At 69.5% G+C, this 16628-nt stretch carries 14 protein-coding genes; 13 read left to right on the top strand and 1 reads right to left on the bottom strand.

Annotation, left to right across the window (positions count from 1 at the left end; genetic code table 11):
• Nucleotides 1–43: 43 nt before the first annotated feature.
• The gene (locus Q0Q47_RS23990) at nt 44–913 is read right to left on the bottom strand and encodes an AraC family transcriptional regulator (protein WP_293865952.1); all 870 of its coding nucleotides are present in this window, start codon (nt 911–913) and stop codon (nt 44–46) included.
• 125 nt (nt 914–1038) lie between these two features.
• On the opposite strand from Q0Q47_RS23990, the gene Q0Q47_RS23985 reads away from it, so the two are divergent.
• The 13 genes from Q0Q47_RS23985 to Q0Q47_RS23925 form a co-directional block, all read left to right on the top strand.
• Nucleotides 1039–2445 carry a hypothetical protein gene (locus tag Q0Q47_RS23985; protein WP_293865949.1) on the top strand — a complete coding sequence of 469 codons (1407 nt, stop codon included), beginning with the start codon at nt 1039–1041 and terminating at the stop codon, nt 2443–2445.
• Nucleotides 2446–2575: 130 nt separating this feature from the next.
• Nucleotides 2576–4549: an ABC transporter substrate-binding protein gene (locus Q0Q47_RS23980; protein ID WP_293865946.1), complete on the top strand. Its 1974-nt coding sequence runs from the start codon at nt 2576–2578 to the stop codon at nt 4547–4549.
• A 67-nt stretch (nt 4550–4616) separates the two neighbouring features.
• A complete protein-coding gene (locus tag Q0Q47_RS23975; RefSeq protein WP_293865943.1) occupies nt 4617–5594 on the top strand; it encodes an ABC transporter permease in 978 nt (325 codons plus the stop codon).
• Nucleotides 5591–6730, top strand: coding sequence for an ABC transporter permease (locus tag Q0Q47_RS23970; protein WP_293865940.1), 1140 nt, complete (start codon nt 5591–5593; stop codon nt 6728–6730). The genes Q0Q47_RS23975 and Q0Q47_RS23970 overlap by 4 nt, the downstream gene beginning before the upstream one ends.
• Nucleotides 6731–6743: 13 nt before the next feature.
• Nucleotides 6744–7802 (top strand): ABC transporter ATP-binding protein, encoded by a 1059-nt coding sequence (locus Q0Q47_RS23965; RefSeq protein WP_367278302.1) that lies wholly within the window; start codon nt 6744–6746, stop codon nt 7800–7802.
• Complete coding sequence (locus tag Q0Q47_RS23960; protein WP_293865937.1) at nt 7799–8860, top strand: ABC transporter ATP-binding protein; 1062 nt, start codon at nt 7799–7801, stop codon at nt 8858–8860. The genes Q0Q47_RS23965 and Q0Q47_RS23960 overlap by 4 nt, the downstream gene beginning before the upstream one ends.
• Nucleotides 8857–10317: a hypothetical protein gene (locus Q0Q47_RS23955; protein WP_293865934.1), complete on the top strand. Its 1461-nt coding sequence runs from the start codon at nt 8857–8859 to the stop codon at nt 10315–10317. The genes Q0Q47_RS23960 and Q0Q47_RS23955 overlap by 4 nt, the downstream gene beginning before the upstream one ends.
• Nucleotides 10314–11474, top strand: coding sequence for a hypothetical protein (locus Q0Q47_RS23950; protein WP_293865931.1), 1161 nt, complete (start codon nt 10314–10316; stop codon nt 11472–11474). Before Q0Q47_RS23955 ends, Q0Q47_RS23950 begins: the two co-directional genes overlap by 4 nt.
• A 125-nt stretch (nt 11475–11599) precedes the next feature.
• Nucleotides 11600–13036, top strand: coding sequence for an aldehyde dehydrogenase family protein (locus Q0Q47_RS23945; RefSeq protein ID WP_293865928.1), 1437 nt, complete (start codon nt 11600–11602; stop codon nt 13034–13036).
• 46 nt (nt 13037–13082) lie between these two features.
• Nucleotides 13083–13883, top strand: coding sequence for a fumarylacetoacetate hydrolase family protein (locus tag Q0Q47_RS23940; RefSeq protein ID WP_293865925.1), 801 nt, complete (start codon nt 13083–13085; stop codon nt 13881–13883).
• A 110-nt stretch (nt 13884–13993) separates the two neighbouring features.
• Nucleotides 13994–15223, top strand: a complete 1230-nt coding sequence (locus tag Q0Q47_RS23935) for a 3-methyl-2-oxobutanoate dehydrogenase (2-methylpropanoyl-transferring) subunit alpha (protein WP_293865922.1) — start codon at nt 13994–13996, stop codon at nt 15221–15223.
• A gap of 4 nt (nt 15224–15227) precedes the next feature.
• The gene (locus Q0Q47_RS23930; protein ID WP_293865919.1) at nt 15228–16244 is read left to right on the top strand and encodes an alpha-ketoacid dehydrogenase subunit beta; all 1017 of its coding nucleotides are present in this window, start codon (nt 15228–15230) and stop codon (nt 16242–16244) included.
• The coding region (locus Q0Q47_RS23925) for a biotin/lipoyl-containing protein (RefSeq protein WP_293865916.1) at nt 16244–16628 on the top strand (385 nt) is incomplete at its 3' end. The genes Q0Q47_RS23930 and Q0Q47_RS23925, both read left to right, overlap by 1 nt.

Raw genomic sequence — 16628 nt, 5'->3', positions numbered from 1 at the left:
GGCGGCGACGCGGTGGGGCCGAGGGTTCGTCGGCCTGTCCCCCTCATCGCGCCGGGCGTGGCCCCAGATGCTCGTCGCGCAGGCGGCGGTAGTCGCTGGGCGTGAGGCCGACTATTCGCTTGAACGTGGTGGCGAAGTACTGGCTGGACGAATAGCCCAGGCCGATCGCGATGTCGGTCACGGTCTCGTCGCTGTCGATGAGCTTGCGCTTGGCGAGCGCGACGCGGGCCCGCGTGTGAAATCGCGCCGGCGTCACGCCGACTTCCTTGAGAAACAGGTCGTGGAAATAGCCAACGCTGAGGCCGACGGCGCGCGCCGCCTCGTCGACCGCGCAGTCGCGGTCCAACCGGCGCCCCATGAAGCGGATCGAGCGCTGCACCGGATCGCTGTACTGCACGGAGCGGCCGCGCTCGTAGTCGAGCGCCACGCAGTACAGGATCTGGTGGAAACAGGCCCTGGCAATCTCCTCGGCGAACTGGCCCGGGGTGCGCTGCTCGTGCAGCAGGCGGTCGAAGTGGCTCCGCAACTCCTGCGAGGCTGGGAAGTGCCGGACCGTCATGTCCGCGAACATGGCCGCCAGCCGCGTCACCGTGGTCTCCTTCAATCCCGGCAGCGCGGCCACGGGCGGAAAGTTGAAGCGGATCCAGTAGCGCTCGCAGGGATGGACGATGGCGCTGACGCCGCCCTGCCAGTCGCCGGGCTTGTCGATGAGCACGGAGCCCGGGCCGGCTTCCTCCAGCCCGGCGGGCGTCAGCCACTCGATGCTGCCGCTGGCCAGATAGCCCACCTCGAAGGCGATTCGGCCGTCGGTCCGCGGCCCGCCGAACAGCGGCCGCAGCGTGTGGCACCAGCCCAGGCTCTGCAGTTCGGGCAGCACGACGTCGGGCTGGCGGTGCAGCTCGAAGATCTCCATGTTCGACTTTCTCACCTCCCGAAACGAAACGCCAGCCGTGTGGAATGCGATTATTTTGACGGCACGTTCGATTTCAAGCGGCGCCCCGGTCAAGGGTGGACAGCCGCACCAAGGGAGGACGCACGATGGCCATGGTCGGTCCCAAGGTCACCATCATCGGTGCCGGCAGCCTGTTCTTCGGCAGGCAGGCGATCTGGCAGATGGTCCATTCACCCCATCTCAACAACGGCACGCTGGCGCTTGTCGACACCGACCCCAAGCGGCTCGCCCGGCTGGAGAAGCTGGCGCGGATGGTCGTCGAGGCCAACGGCGTCAAGCTGCGGGTGGAGGCCAGCCTCGAGCGCCGCGACGTCCTGGCGTCCAGCGACTTCGTCGTGCTGAGTTTCGCCAAGGACACCGTCCGCTATCGCGGCCTCGACACGCAGATCTCGGCCAAGTACGGCATCCGCATGTGCTCGGGGGACACCATCGGCCCGGGCGGCGTGTTCAGGGCCCTGCGCGAACTGCCGGTGATTCTCGATTGCGCCCGCGACATCCAGGAGCTGTGCCCGGACGCCTGGGTCATCAACTACATCAACCCGTCGACCGTGAACGGCATGGCGCTGCGTCGCTACGCGCCGGAGCTGAAGAGCTTCGCGTTGTGCGACAGCCTGCACATGCCCCACGTGAAGCGTCTCTATGCCGAGCGCGCCGGCATCGTCGGCATCGACGAGCCGCTCGATCGGGAGCGGGACGCGCGCTTCGACCTGCGCATCGCCGGCGTCAACCACTTCACCTGGGTCCTCTCGGCCACCTATGACGGCCGCGACGTCCTGCCGGACATCGCCGAGGCCATCCGCCGCAAGGCGGCGACCGAAACCGACGGCGGCGACACGGGCGCCAAGGCCATCCACAACGACGCGATCGGCTACGAACTCTACCGCCTGTTCGGCAAGGTGCCGGCCTGCGTGGCGCACACCAAGGAGTATCTCCGCTTCTGGCAGGGCCATGGCGTGGTCCCGGACGCCATTCCGGAACTGTCGCTGTGGGAGACGGAAGCGCGGTACGAGCGTCATCGCGAGATGTGGGACGGCATCGACCGGTACATCTCCGGTGAGTGGCCGATCACAAGGTACATGACGGACTTCGGGCCCGACCACGCCACCGACATCATTGAGAACATGGTGGGAGGCTTGGGCAAGCCCTTCTACGTCAACACGACGAACGGCACGGCCGTCCCCAACCTTCCGGCCGACGCGTTTCTCGAGCTGCTTTGCGACATCGACATGGATGGGCCGAGGCCCCGTCCGGTCGGCGACATGCCGCGCGGCCTCCGGGCGCTTCAGGACATCGTCCTCGATACGCACGAGCTGACCGCCGAGGCCGTCGTCACCGGCGACAAGGACCTCCTGCGGCGCGCTTTGCTGGTCGATCCGCTGACCAACTCGATCGCCGACACGGAGGCGCTGATCGAGGAACTGCTCGAGGCCGAGCGCGAGGCGGTTCCGCAGCATTGGCACGGAAACGTCGGCTCGGTGCGGGCAGGCGCCTGAGGGCTCGGGTTCGGGCCTCGCCGCAGCGAGCGGCGGGGCAGGGAAGCAGGACGGGGCCACGGCAGATCCCGACAAGGGACAGGACCCCGGTGACGTCGAACGCGCAACACGCTGCAAGGAGGGAAACGCCATGATCGATCACACCACGTCGACCCGCCGCCGGTTCCTGCAACTCGGGGGCGCCGGCGCCGCCGTCGCGGCCCTGGGACTGCCCGTGCGCCAGGCCGCCGCACAGTCGAAGTACAAGGAAGCGCCGGCGCTCGCCAAGCTGGTCGCCGACGGCAAGCTGCCGCCGGTCGAGAAGCGCCTGCCGCCGACGCCGGTGGTCGTCGAACCGATGACGTCGACGGGCACCTATGGCGGCCACATCCGGACCGGCATCATCCAGAACCGAGGCTTCCAGGCGCGCTCCGCCTGGGGACCGGAGCCCATCCTGCGCATCGCGCGCGATGGCGGCACCATCCAGCCCAACCTCGCGGAAAGCTGGTCCTATTCGAACAACGGACGCACCTTCACGCTGGTGCTGCGCAAGGGCATCCGCTGGTCGGACGGCGCGCCCTTCGATGCCCGCGGCTTCGAGTTCTGGTGGAACCACATCAACCTGAACAAGCAGATCAGCCCGGCGCCCATGGCGCAGTTCATCATCAAGGGCACGGTGCCGACGTTCCGGCTGGTGGACGACCACACCGTCGAGTGGACCTTTCCCGAGCCGCACGCCAACCTGCCGGCGCTGCTCGCCCACGGCGTGGGCGCCACGATCCCGCGCTGGCTGCCGCGCCATTACCTCGAGCAGTTCCATCCGGCGTTCACGGACGAGGCGGCGCTGAAGAAGCGCGTGGCGGATGCCGGCTTCACGTCGTGGGTGGACCTCATCAACAACCGCACGAACGTGCAGTGGCTGATGCCCTTCCTCAACACCGACATGCCGACGCTGCTGCCGTTCCGCCTCGCGCAGCCGATGCGGCAGAACCTGCTGGTCGCCGACCGGAACCCCTACTACTGGAAGGTCGATCCGGACGGGCGCCAGCTGCCCTACATCGACGACATCATCCTGACCAACTTCGAAAGCGCCGAGATCCGCGATGCGGCGATCGCGGCGGGCGAATTGAACTGGGTCAACACCGACACGACCTTCACCAACCTCCCGCTCTACAAGGAGAACGCGACGAAGGGTCACTACGTGACGAGGTTGTGGAAGACCAGCCGCGCGGCCGAGCACACCTTCATGCTCAACCACACGGCCAAGGACCCCGAGCTGCGCAAGCTGTTCAACGACATCCGCTTCAAGAAGGCGCTGTCGATCGCCATCGACCGGCAGATGATCATCGACACGATCTACCTGGGCTACGGAAAGCCCGCGCAGCTGCAGATGATCCCGGGGTCGCGCTGGCGCGACGACACGCTGGCGAAGCAGGATACGCAGTACGATCCCAAGGGCGCCAACGCGTTGCTCGACCAGATCGGCCTGACCAAGCGCGACAGCCAGAAGATCAGGCTGCGGCCGGACGGCAAGCCGCTGCGGCTCAACCTGGACGTCCCGGTCGACGATCCCGGCAGCGTCGCCGTCGGCGAACTGCTGATCGAGTTCTTGCGGGAGGTCGGGATCACCATGAACGTGCGCTCCGTGGCACGCGAGCAGGTTCGGGCGCTGATCGACAACAACGACATGGAGTTCGGCGTCTGGATCGGCGACAAGTGCTCGGACACTATGTTCCCGCACTCGCCCGAGTGGCACGTTCCCTACCTCACCACCGGATGGAACGTGTGGGGGATGTCCTACGCGCAGTGGTACGAAAGCGGCGGCAAGCGCGGCGAGGCGCCGACGGGAGACGTCAAGCGCGTGCAGGACCTGTTCGACGAGATGCAGATCACCGTGGACGAAGCCAGGCGTCTGGCCATCGGCAAGGAGATCATGCAGCTCAACGCGCGCAACCTGTGGAACATCGGCGATGTCGGCGAAGTGCCGATCCCCGTCATCCTCGGCGCCAACTACGTGAACTATCCCGAGGACGGCGTCACGAGCTTCGACTGGTTGGGCAACCACCACTACAACGTCGAGCAGACCTACTTCACCGGCGGGGCCTGGTCCGGCGAGCGCAAGTAGCCGCAGTCAGCGGGGGCGGGCCATGCCGGCCCGCCCCGTTCGCCAGCCCAGGAGGCCACGTCCGCCCATGCTCGCCTACCTGATGCACCGCTCCCTCCAGATGGTCGCAACGGTGTTCATCATCAGCGTCATCGCGTTCCTGGTCATCCAGCTGCCGCCGGGCGACTTCGTGAACTCGTACCTGGCGACCCTGTCCGGGGGCGACCAGATCACCCAGGACGCGGTGGAGGCGCTTCGTGCCCAGTTCGGGCTGGATGACAATCTCCTCGTGCAGTACTGGCGCTGGATCAGCAACCTCCTGATGGGGAATTTCGGCATCTCCTTCCAGTACCAGCGCACCGTTCTCGACCTCCTGGAGGAACGGTTGCCGCTGACCCTGGCGATCACCATCCCCACCGCGCTCTTCGTCTATGCGCTGGCCGTGCCGATCGGGATCTATTCCGCCGTCCGGCAGTATTCCGTCCTCGACTACACCTTCACCTTCGTCGGGTTCATCGGCCTGGCCATCCCCAACTTCCTGATGGCGATCCTGCTGATCTACGTGAACTCGACCTATTTCGGCGGCAACGTGGCCGGGCTGTTTTCGCCGGAGTACGAGCTGGCGCCGTGGTCCGTGGGGCGGGTGCTCGACATGCTGTCGAACCTGTCGCTGGCGATCCTGATCATCGGGCTCGGCGGCACGGCCGCGACCATGCGCGTGATGCGCGGAATGCTGCTGGACGAACTCAGCCAGGCCTATGTCGAGACCGCGCGGGCCAAGGGCCTTCCCGAGTGGAAGCTGATCCTCAAATATCCGGTGCGGGTGGCGATCTCCCCGGTGCTGTCGACGATCGGCTTCACGCTGCCGCACCTCGTCTCGGGCACGGAGATCACCGCGACGGTGCTCAACCTGCCGACGACGGGCCCGCTGCTGCTCAACGCGGTGCGATCCCAGGACATGTTCCTGGCCGCCTCGATCATCTTCATCCTGAGCGTCCTGACCGTGATCGGCACCTTCCTGTCCGACCTGCTGCTCGTGTGGGCCGACCCGAGGATCCGGCTATGACCGCCGAAGCGACGACCTCCGAGATCGGAGACGAGGGCGCCGTGGCCGTCCCGGCCGCCGTCGGCAAGGTGGTGTCGCCCGCGCGGCTGACCTGGTGGAAATTCCGGCGTCACCGGCTCGCGGTGGCATCCCTCGTGTTCCTGATCGCGGCCTATCTCGTCACGCTGTTCGCCAGCTTCGTGTCACCGAGCTCGCCCTCCACGCGCTCGCGCTACCTCTATGCTCCGCCGCAGTCCGTGCACCTGTTCGACAAGGACGGCACCTTCCGCGGACCCTTCGTCTACGGCTACCGCATGAGCCGCGACCCGAAGACGATGCGCCTCGTCTACGCCGACGATCCGTCGCGGATCTTCCCGCTCGCGCTCTTCGTTCGCGGCGAGACGCACGAGGTCCTGGGGCTGTTCGAGACCGACCTGCACCTCTTCGGCGCGCCCGGCGGCTACGTGTTCCTCGCCGGCACCGACGCCTTCGGCCGCGACATGCTGTCGAGGCTGCTGCACGGCGCCCAGATCTCCCTGTCGGTCGGCATGATCTCCGTGCTGCTCAGCCTCGTGCTCGGCCTCCTCATCGGCGGGGTGTCCGGACTGTTCGGCGGCCGGATCGACACGGTCATCCAGCGCATCATCGAGGCGATCATCGCCATCCCGACGATCCCGCTCTGGCTCGGGCTGGCGGCGGCGGTGCCGCGCGACTGGCCGCCCGTGTACCAGTACTTCGCGATCCTCCTCGTGCTGTCGCTCGTGTCTTGGACGAGCACGGCCCGGGTGGCGCGCGGGCGCTTCCTGGCCCTGCGCGAGCAGGACTTCGTCACGGCCGCGCGGGTCTACGGGGCCGGGTGGTTCCGCATCATCGCGCGCCATCTCGTGCCCAACCTGATGAGCTACGTGATCGTGACGCTCACGCTGGCGATCCCCGGGATCATCATCGGCGAGACGGCGCTGAGCTTCCTCGGCGTCGGGCTGAAGCCGCCGACGGTCAGCTGGGGCGTGCTGTTGCAGGAGGCGCAGAAGATCCAGACCATCACGTTCTATCCGTGGCTGTGGATCGGCCCGGCCGCGTGCGTGGTGTCGATCGTGCTGGCCTTCAACTTCCTCGGAGACGGCGCGCGCGATGCGGCCGATCCGTTCTCACGCTGAGCAGGAGCGCCGGGTGAACACGACCCCCGCCGAACCGATCCTCCGGGTCGAAGGCTTGTGCAAGCACTACGGCGCCCGGCGCTCGATGTTCCAGGCCGCGGCGGCGCCGATCCGCGCCGTCGACGGCGTCGACTTCGCCATCCAGCCGGGCGAGACCTTCGGCCTCGTGGGGGAAAGCGGCTGCGGGAAGACGACGCTGGGCCGCTGCATCGCCCGGGCGCTGGACCCCACCTCCGGCCGGATTCTGTACAAGCGGCCGGGTGGCGCGGACGGCGAGGAGCCGGTCGACCTCGCGACGCTCTCGCCGTCGGGCATGCGGCCCTACAGGCGCGACCTGCAGATGATCTTCCAGGACCCGATCACGTCGCTCAATCCGCGCATGTCGCTGCTCGACATCATCGGCGAACCGATCGTCATCAACGGGATCGCCAAGGGCCGCGCCGTGCGCGACATGGTGGCCGACCTGCTCGAGCAGGTGGGCCTGCGCGCCGACCACATGACGCGCTATCCCCACGCCTTCTCGGGCGGACAGCGCCAGCGCATCGGCATCGCGCGGGCGCTGGGCCTGTCGCCCCGGTTCATCGTCTGCGACGAGCCGGTGTCGGCGCTCGACGTGTCCGTGCAGGCGCAGATCCTCAACCTCCTGCAGGACCTGCAGGCGTCGCGCCAGCTCACCTACCTGTTCATCGCCCACGACCTCGGCGTCATCGAGTACATCTGCGACCGCGTGGCGGTGATGTATGTCGGCCAGGTCGTGGAACTGGCCAGCAATGAAGCCCTCTTCTCGCGCCCGCTCCATCCCTACACCGAGGCGTTGATGGCGGCGGTGCCGGTTCCCGACCCGGCGGCGCGCCGGGAGGCCGCGGTGCTCGAGGGCGAACTGGCCAACGCGGCCAATCCGCCGAGCGGCTGCACCTTCCATCCCCGGTGCCGCTACCGCACCGAGGCCTGCAAGACGACGCGGCCGGCGCTGCGCGAGGTCGTGCCGGGACATTTCGTGCGGTGCCACCGGGCCGAGGAGCTCACCTTGGCAGGGCCGTCCGACTATGTGGCCCGGGAGGCGCGGCCATGATCGCGGACAAGGGGCCCATCCTGGAGGTCGAGGACCTCCGCACGCAGTTCTCGCTGCCCCAGGGGACCGTGCGCTCCGTCGACGGTGCCAGCCTGTCCGTGGCCCAGGGCGAGACCGTCGGCATCGTCGGCGAGAGCGGATGCGGCAAGTCGGTGCTCCTGCGCTCGATCCTCAGGATCGTGCCGCGCCCCGGCAAGGTCGTCGACGGCGCGATCCGCTGGCGGCGAAAGGACGACACCGTGGTGGATCTCGCGACGCTGCCCGGCGACGGGCGGGAGATCCGCATGATCCGCGGCGGTGAGATCGCGATGATCTTCCAGGAGCCGATGTCGTCGCTGTCGCCGGTGCACACCATCGGCGACCAGATCGTCGAGGCCATCATGCTGCGCGGCAACACCACGCCGGAGCAGGCCTGGGTGCGGGCCGTGGAAACGCTGGCCCGCGTGGCCATGCCGCGGCCGGAGATGATCGCCAGGCAATACCCGCACGAGCTGTCGGGCGGCATGCGCCAGCGTGCCATGATCGCCATGGCGCTGTCGTGCGATCCGCGCCTGCTGATGGCCGACGAGCCGACCACCGCGCTCGACGTGACGACCCAGGCGCAGATCCTCGCGCTCATGCGCCGGCTGCAGCGCGAGGCGGGCATGGCCATCCTCTTCGTGACCCACGATCTCGGCGTGGTGGCCCAGATGACCGAGCGCGTCGTCGTCATGTATCTGGGCAAGGTCGTGGAGGCCGGCCCGGTGGGCGACATCTTCGCCGCGCCGCTGCATCCCTACACGCACGCCCTCCTGCACTCGATTCCCCGCTTCGGCCTGCGGCAGAAAGGGGAGCGGCTCGCCGCCATCCCCGGGAGCATCCCCGATCCCTACTCGGTGCCCCGCGGTTGCGCGTTCCACGCCCGCTGCCGCTTCGACGACAAGCGGCGTTGCCGCAGCGAGGTGCCGGCCCTGCGGGAAATCGCCCCGGGTCGCATGGTGCGCTGCCACCGCGCCGAGGAACTCGGGCTGTCCGGCATGAGCATGCCCGAGCCCTCGCCGGCACTGGCCCATCCATGAGCGCCGAAGCGACGGACCGGCTGGCCAGGTATCGCCGCTTGCTGCCGCGCCTCGTGCTCGGCCGCGCGCTCTACACGCGGGGGGCCGTCACCTTGTCCTGCTCCGAGCCCTTCGACACGCTGTGCGACGTGACGCTCCGGCTGGTGGACGCGGCCGGCATGACGCATGCGGAGCGTTCCGTGACGCTCGGCCCCGACAGCGAGCCCGTCGGCCTGGGCACGACGGTCAATCTCGCGCCGGGCCTCTACCACGTCGTCGCGACGCCACCGCTGCAGCAGTTCTGGAGCGCGGTACCGGTCGAACACCGCATGGCCCTCACGGTCGCGCCGCGGCTGGCCCGTGACGAGGATGACCCGGCCGCTCTCGCCGCGACCCTCCGCGCTCACGGCGATACGGGCGGCTCCCGCGAGGCCTGGCTGAGCATCATCGGCGACGCGAGCCCCGCCGGCGGCTGCGCGATCCTCGATCTCGTCCGACGGGTCGTGCAGGCGGACATGCGGCCCGACCAGGCCGTACTGGCCGAGGCGTGGCCCGGCATCGCGACGGTCGGCGGGATCGACGTCACGGCGCCGGACCTGCATGCGCGCCTGGTGGCGCTCCTGGCCCTGGCCGCCACCCAGGCCGGCGACATCGCCGATTGGGCGGCGGCGCTGGTCGACGCCCACGCCTTCGCGCTCGCGCTCGGCAGCGTCGAGGGCGTTCCCGTCGCCTGGCCGCCCGCCGAGACGGCCGCCGTCGACCGGGACGCCGCCCTCTCGTGGTTCCTCTGGGGCCGCGGCGTCGCGGACGTCGGGGCAGCCGTCGTCCGGGCGCTCGCGCTGTCGGGCTACGTGCCGCCGCCGGTGCTCGCCGACATCGCGCGCGACGGCACGGCGCAGGAGGTGTTCCTGGCCCCTTCGCATGCGACCGGCTTGACGCTGTGGCGCCGGGGATCCCTCGCCGTGGCCTCCCGCGGCGGGGCCTGGATGGCGGCGCTCGGGTCCGACCTGCGCATCCTCGGCACGGGTGCGCTGCGGACCCGGCGCGACGGCGCGCTGGTCGAGGCCCTTCACGACGGGGACGCCGCGGTGACGGTGCCGCTCTGGGGGCTCGAGGACGTCCGCCTGGAGCCGGGGCTCCTCACCGGGCGCCACGCTGACGTCGGCTTCGCCCTGGCGAGCACGGTCCCGTTGCGGCGCGATCCCGAGCGGCCGGAGACGCGGCTTTTCGCGGAAGGGCCGGTGCGCGTGGCCTGCGCCGTCGGCGAGATCGCCGACGGGCTCGCCGCCGCGGCCCGCGATCGGCTGAACCGGCCCTGGCCCGAGGCGCACGCCCCGTGGCCGACGGGCAACGCCATCGAAAGCGTCTTCTGCCGCGCGCCGGCGCACGCGCAGGACCTCACCATCCGGGTCGGCGAGACGGTTCTCTCCCTCGACCTTTCGGAGCCCAGGACCCAGGCCGACGGAGCCTCCCCATGATCGAAAGCCACCTGCTGCCCGCCACCGCGCTCACGCAAGGGGGGCATCATTTCTTCGGCTACTACGACAAGTTTCCCTGGAACGCGTCCGGGCGCTATCACCTGGCGCTGCGCGTCGGGTTCATCGACCGCCAGCCGACCCGTGACGACCCGGCGGTGATCGGCCTCATCGACACGCACGAGGGCAACCGCTTCGTTCCCGTCGCCGAAACCACGGCGTGGAGCTGGCAGCAGGGCACGATGCTGCAGTGGCTGCCCTCGGAGCCCGAGAACACGATCATCTACAACGTTCGTGAGCAGGACCGCTTCTTCGGCGTGATCCACAACGTGGCGACCGGCGAGCGCCGCCGGTTGTCGCGGTCCTTCTACGCGGTCGGCGACACCTATGCGGTGGGCCTGAACTATGCGCGCCTGCACCACACCCGCCCGGGCTACGGCTATCCGGACGGCGTCGAGAACACATTGCCCGATCCGCATCCCGAGCACGACGGTGTCTTCCGCATCGACCTGGCCACCGGGGAGAGCGAACTGATCATCTCCCTGCAGCGGCTGTTCGAGCACCAGACCATCCCCCGGATGCACCTCGGGCCGCACTGGGTGAACCACCTGACGATCTCGCCGAGCGGCGCGAACTTCGTGTTCCTGAACCGGTGCCAGTTCGATCCGAAGGTGAGGTTCAACGATCGCTTCTTCTGCTCCAGCGCCGACGGCCGGCAGATCAGGCTCGTGCACGACAACACGTATTTCTCGCATTTCGGCTACCATGACGACGGCCGGATCGTCGCCTATGCGCGCACGCCGGGGACGCAGCGCGACGAGTACGCCCTCTACGACCTGCACGGGCCGGGCTTCGAGACCTTCGGCGCCGACGTGTTCTCCTCGGACGGCCATTGCAGCTTCTCGCCGGACCGCCGCTTCATGATGACGGACACCTATCCCGACGCGCAGAGCAACCGCACGCTGATGCTCTACGAGATGGCGACCGGCCGCCGCATCGACATCGGCGTGTTCTTCTCGCCGCCCCAACTGGCGGGCGAACTGCGCTGCGACCTGCATCCGCGCTGGAGCCGCGACGGTCGTAAGGTGAGCATCGATTCGGCCCATACGGGCGAGCGCCAGATCTACGAGATCGACGTCTCCTCGATCACGGGGCGCTGAGCGCGACGTTCGCACCACGCACGCCTCATCTTGCCCGGTGCCGGCATCGGCCGAAGGCGGTAAGATCGCGCCGCGGCGGTTCCGCTCCCGGGCCGCGCGCGTTGCGACAGAGGCGTGGTGACCCCATGAAGACCTACGGCCATTTCATCGACGGACGCACGGTGCCCGGCAAGGAGACCATCGCGGTCGTCAATCCTTCCGACGGGACCGTCGTGGCCCAGATCGCCCGGGGCGGCGCCGCCGAGATCGACGCGGCGGTGCGGGCCGGCGAGGCGGCGCTGGACGGTGAATGGGGCCGGGTGGAGGCCCTGCAGCGCGGACGGATGCTGATGCGGCTGGCCGCGCTCATCCAGCGCGACGCGGAACGGCTGGCGCGGATCGAAAGCGAGGACGTCGGCAAGCCGGTGTCGCAGGCCCGCACCGACGTCACCATGTGCGCGCGCTATTTCGAGTACTACGGCGGCGCCGCCGACAAGGTGCACGGCGAGACGATCCCGTCGCAGAACGGCGTCAGCGTCATGACGTTCTACGAGCCGCACGGGGTCACCGGCCACATCATCCCCTGGAACTATCCGCTTCAGATCATGGGCCGCTCGGTGGGCGGCGCGCTGGCCATGGGCAACGCGGTCGTGCTCAAGCCGGCCGAGGACACCTCGATGAGTTCGCTCGCCATCGCCGAGCTCACGCTCGAGGCGGGGTTCCCGGCCGGGTCCTTCAACGTCGTCACGGGTCTGGGGGAGGAGGCCGGCGCCGCGCTCACCAGCCATCCGGGCATCGGCCACATCAGCTTCACCGGTTCGCCGGAGGTCGGCACGCTGGTCCAGGCTGCCGCCGCCCGCAACACGATCCCGGTGACCCTCGAACTCGGCGGCAAGTCGCCGCAGATCGTCTTCGCCGACGCGGACCTTGCCGACGCCGGCACGGTGATCACCCGCAGCATCGTGCAGAACGCCGGCCAGACCTGCAGCGCGGGCTCGCGCGTGCTGATCGAGGAGAGCATCTACGACCGGTTCACCGCCGACCTCGCCCAGCGCTTCGCCGCCCAGCGGGTCGGCTCCGCCGCGCAGGACCTCGATCTCGGCCCCGTCGTCAACGCGCAGCAGAAGGAGCGGATCGAGGGCTTCCTGGCGATGGCCCGACGGGACGGGCTGCAGATCCTGGCCGAGGGCTCGTTCGGGACCAACCTGCCGCCGGGCGGCTTCTACGTGAAGCCCACGCTGATCGGGAACGTTCCGCCCGACCACGCGCTAGCCCAGGAGGAGATCTTCGGCCCCGTCCTCGTCGCCATCAAGGTGCGCGACGAGGCGGAAGCGCTTCGCGTCGCCAACGGCACGCCCTACGGGCTGGCGGCGGGCGTGTGGACGGCCGACCTCGGCCGTGCCCTGCGCCTGTCCCGCAAGATCCGGTCCGGCCAGGTCTTCGTGAACAATTTCGGCGCGGGCGGCGGCATCGAGCTGCCGTTCGGTGGCGTCAAGCGCTCGGGCCATGGACGCGAGAAGGGGTTCGAGGCCCTCTATGGCTTTGCGGCGCTGAAGACCATCGCCATCAAGCACGGCGTCTGACCATGGTGCCGCGTCCCCCACACGGTCCTGCCGCGGAGATCGCGCCATGCTGACCCCGACGACGATGCAGGCCGCCTCCGATCTCCTCCATGCGACGTGGATGGAGAGCGGGCGCCTCGACCGGCTGCCCGAGGCCTCGCGGCCGTCCACCCGTGCCGAGGGCTATGCCATCCAGGCCCTGCTGGAGCGCCGCTCCGCCCATCCCGTGTTCGGCTGGAAGATCGCCGCCACGAGCGTGGCCGGGCAGAAGCACATCGGCGTCAGCGGCCCGTTGGCGGGCCGTCTGCTGCGCGAGCGCGTGCTGCCCGCCGGCCAGCCCTTCCCGCTGCGCGGCAACCTGATGCGGGTCGCCGAGGTGGAGTTCGCCTTCGCCATGGCCCGCGACCTCGCGCCGCGGCCGGCGCCCTACACGCAGGAGGAGGTGCTCGCCGCCGTCGCGACGCTGCATCCGGCCATCGAGGTGCCGGATTCCCGCTACGCCGATTTCGTCCATGCCGGGGAAGCGCAGATCATCGCCGACAACGCCTGCGCGCATCTGTTCGTGCTGGGGCCGGCGGCCACCGCACCGTGGCGCGACCTCGACCTCGCGGCATTCGAGGTGGCCGTGCGCCACGAGCGCGCCGGCAAGCCGACGACCCTCACCGGGCGGGGCTCGAACGTGCTGGGCGACCCGCGGATCGGGCTCACCTGGCTCGCCAACGAGCTCTCCGGCCTCGGCATCACCCTCGCGCGCGGGCAGGTGATCACCACCGGCACGTGCCTGGTGCCGATCGACGTTCTTCCCGGCGACGGGGTGTCGGCCGACTATGGGCCGCTCGGGTCTATCGCCGTGCGCTTCGTCGACTGACGCCGCCGGCGTCCTTGCGTCGAAGCGCAAACACGGGGAACCTTGCTCCGGGACCCGCAGTGCGGGCTCCCGATCACAGACGTCGACAGCAAGCCCGGAGACCGGCCGCCATGAGCGACGACGCGTTGAGGCTCCACGTTCCCGAGCCGCACAGCCGGCCCGGCGACGCCCCGGATTTCTCCGACTTCGCGATCCCGGAAGCGGGCTCGGTGCGGCGCCCGCCGGTCGATTGCAAGGCCGACGACATCCGTGACCTCGCCTTCTCGATCATCCGCGTGCTGGACGATGCCGGGGAGGCCAAGGGCGAGTGGAAGCCCGACCTGTCGAGCGAGGAGCTTCTGCGGGGCCTGCGCCACATGATGACGCTGCGGGCCTTCGACGCGCGCATGCAGACGGCGCAACGGCAGGGCAAGACCTCGTTCTACATGCAGCACACCGGCGAGGAGGCCGTGAGCTGCGCCTTCCGGCTGGCGCTCGGCCCGGGCGACATGAATTTCCCGACCTACCGGCAGGCCGGCCTCCTGATCGCGGGAGGCTATCCGATGGTCTCCATGATGAACCAGATCTACTCAAACGCGGAGGATCCGCTGAAGGGGCGTCAGCTGCCGATCATGTATTCGAGCAAGAGCCACGGTTTCTTCTCGATCTCGGGCAATCTCGCCACGCAGTTCGTCCAGGCGGTGGGCTGGGCCATGGCCTCCGCCATCAAGCGCGACACCCGCATCGCGGCGGCGTGGATCGGCGACGGTTCCACGGCGGAGAGCGACTTCCATGCCGCGCTCGTCTTCGCCTCGACCTACCGGGCTCCCGTGGTGCTCAACGTCGTCAACAACCAGTGGGCCATCTCGACCTTCCAGGGCTTCGCGCGGGGCGGCTCGGCCACCTTCGCGGCGCGAGGGCTCGGCTTCGGCATCCCGGCGCTGCGGGTGGACGGCAACGACTACCTCGCGGTCCTCTCCGTCGCGCGCTGGGCGGTGGAGCGGGCGCGGCGCAATCTGGGCCCCACCCTCATCGAGCACGTCACCTACCGGGTCGGGGCGCATTCCACCTCGGACGATCCTTCCGCGTACCGGCCCAAGGCCGAGTCCGCGGTGTGGCCGCTCGGCGATCCGATCGCCCGGCTCAAGACCCACCTCATCGCCCTCGGCGCGTGGTCGCAGGAGCGCCACACCCAGGCCGAGGCGGAGGTGATGCACGAGGTCGTCACCGCCCAGAAGGAGGCGGAATCGCACGGCACGCTGCATGCCGGCGACAAGCCGTCGGCCCGGGACATGTTCGAGGACGTCTACGCCGAGCTGCCGCCCCACCTGCGCCGCCAGCGCCAGCAGCTGGGAGTGTGAGCCCATGGCCCGCATGACGATGATCGAGGCGATCCGCGACGCCCTCGACGTGATGATGGGACGCGACGACAATGTGGTCGTGTTCGGCGAGGACGTCGGCTATTTCGGCGGCGTCTTCCGCTGCACGCAGGGCCTGCAGAAGAAGTACGGCAAGGACCGCTGCTTCGACGCGCCGATCAGCGAGGCCGGGATCGTCGGCACGGCGATCGGCATGGCGGCCTACGGGCTCCGGCCCTGCGTCGAGATCCAGTTCGCCGACTATGTCTACCCTGCCTACGACCAGATCGTCTCGGAGGCGGCGCGCCTGCGCCACCGCTCGGCCGGCGACTTCACCTGCCCCCTGGTCATCCGCATGCCCACCGGCGGCGGCATTTTCGGCGGGCAGACCCACAGCCAGAGCCCGGAAGCCCTCTTCACGCATGTCGCGGGCCTGAAGACGGTGGTCCCGTCCAACCCGCGCGACGCCAAGGGCCTGCTGATCGCCGCCATCGAGGATCCCGATCCGGTGATCTTCCTGGAGCCGAAGCGGCTCTACAACGGCCCGTTCGACGGCCACCCGGATCGCCCGATCGTGCCGTGGTCGAAGCATGAGCTGGGTGAGGTTCCGACCGGCCATGCGCCGATCCCCCTGGGGCAGGCCGCCATCCGGCGCGCCGGGACGGCGGTCACCGTGCTGGCCTACGGCACCATGGTACACGTCGCCGAGGCCGCGGCGCAGGAGACGGGGATCGACGCGGAGGTCATCGACCTGCGCACGCTGGTCCCGCTCGACCTCGACGCCATCGTGCGCTCCGTGTCGAAGACGGGGCGTTGCGTGGTCGTGCACGAGGCGACGCTGACGTCGGGCTTCGGGGCCGAGCTCGTCTCGCTGGTCCAGGAGCACTGCTTCTATCATCTCGAGGCGCCGGTCGTGCGTGTTGCGGGCTATGACACGCCCTATCCGCATGCGCTCGAATGGACCTATTTCCCGGGACCCAAGCGCGTCGGCGAAGCGCTGCGCGCCGCGGTGGAGGCTGTGTGATGGCCGAGATCACCGTCAAGCTTCCGGACGTGGGGGAAGGCGTCGCCGAGGCCGAGCTCGTCGAGTGGCGCGTGAAGGCGGGCGACGTGGTGCGCGAGGACGACATCCTCGCGGCCGTGATGACCGACAAGGCGACGGTGGAGATCCCCGCGCCGCATTCGGGGCGCGTCGTGTTCACGAACGGGGAGGTGGGCCAGACGCTCGCCGTGGGGTCGGTCCTCGTCCGCCTCGAGGCCGGGGAGGGCGCCGTCGCCGCCAAGCCCGCGCCGCCGCCTGTCGCCGAACCCGCCCCCGAACCCGCCGAGGACGCGCCGGCGGACGCTGGACCACGCGAGCCGGCGCCGGCGCCCGTCAAGGCGGCGCCTGCCGCCGCCAGGCCCGAGC

This window comes from uncultured Alsobacter sp., from assembly GCF_945952055.1.
In the GTDB taxonomy this organism is placed as follows: Bacteria; Pseudomonadota; Alphaproteobacteria; order Rhizobiales; family Beijerinckiaceae; genus Alsobacter.
Note: the sequence above shows the minus strand (reverse complement) of the source record. Positions and strands in the feature narration are given on the sequence as shown.

What these genes read in the sequence shown, in the direction of transcription:
- Q0Q47_RS23990 (WP_293865952.1), bottom strand. Translation starts at nt 913, where the DNA reads ATGGAGATCTTCGAGCTGCACCGCCAGCCCGACGTCGTGCTGCCCGAA.
- Q0Q47_RS23985 (WP_293865949.1), top strand. Translation starts at nt 1,039, where the DNA reads ATGGCCATGGTCGGTCCCAAGGTCACCATCATCGGTGCCGGCAGCCTG.
- Q0Q47_RS23980 (WP_293865946.1), top strand. Translation starts at nt 2,576, where the DNA reads ATGATCGATCACACCACGTCGACCCGCCGCCGGTTCCTGCAACTCGGG.
- Q0Q47_RS23975 (WP_293865943.1), top strand. Translation starts at nt 4,617, where the DNA reads ATGCTCGCCTACCTGATGCACCGCTCCCTCCAGATGGTCGCAACGGTG.
- Q0Q47_RS23970 (WP_293865940.1), top strand. Translation starts at nt 5,591, where the DNA reads ATGACCGCCGAAGCGACGACCTCCGAGATCGGAGACGAGGGCGCCGTG.
- Q0Q47_RS23960 (WP_293865937.1), top strand. Translation starts at nt 7,799, where the DNA reads ATGATCGCGGACAAGGGGCCCATCCTGGAGGTCGAGGACCTCCGCACG.
- Q0Q47_RS23955 (WP_293865934.1), top strand. Translation starts at nt 8,857, where the DNA reads ATGAGCGCCGAAGCGACGGACCGGCTGGCCAGGTATCGCCGCTTGCTG.
- Q0Q47_RS23950 (WP_293865931.1), top strand. Translation starts at nt 10,314, where the DNA reads ATGATCGAAAGCCACCTGCTGCCCGCCACCGCGCTCACGCAAGGGGGG.
- Q0Q47_RS23945 (WP_293865928.1), top strand. Translation starts at nt 11,600, where the DNA reads ATGAAGACCTACGGCCATTTCATCGACGGACGCACGGTGCCCGGCAAG.
- Q0Q47_RS23940 (WP_293865925.1), top strand. Translation starts at nt 13,083, where the DNA reads ATGCTGACCCCGACGACGATGCAGGCCGCCTCCGATCTCCTCCATGCG.
- Q0Q47_RS23935 (WP_293865922.1), top strand. Translation starts at nt 13,994, where the DNA reads ATGAGCGACGACGCGTTGAGGCTCCACGTTCCCGAGCCGCACAGCCGG.
- Q0Q47_RS23930 (WP_293865919.1), top strand. Translation starts at nt 15,228, where the DNA reads ATGGCCCGCATGACGATGATCGAGGCGATCCGCGACGCCCTCGACGTG.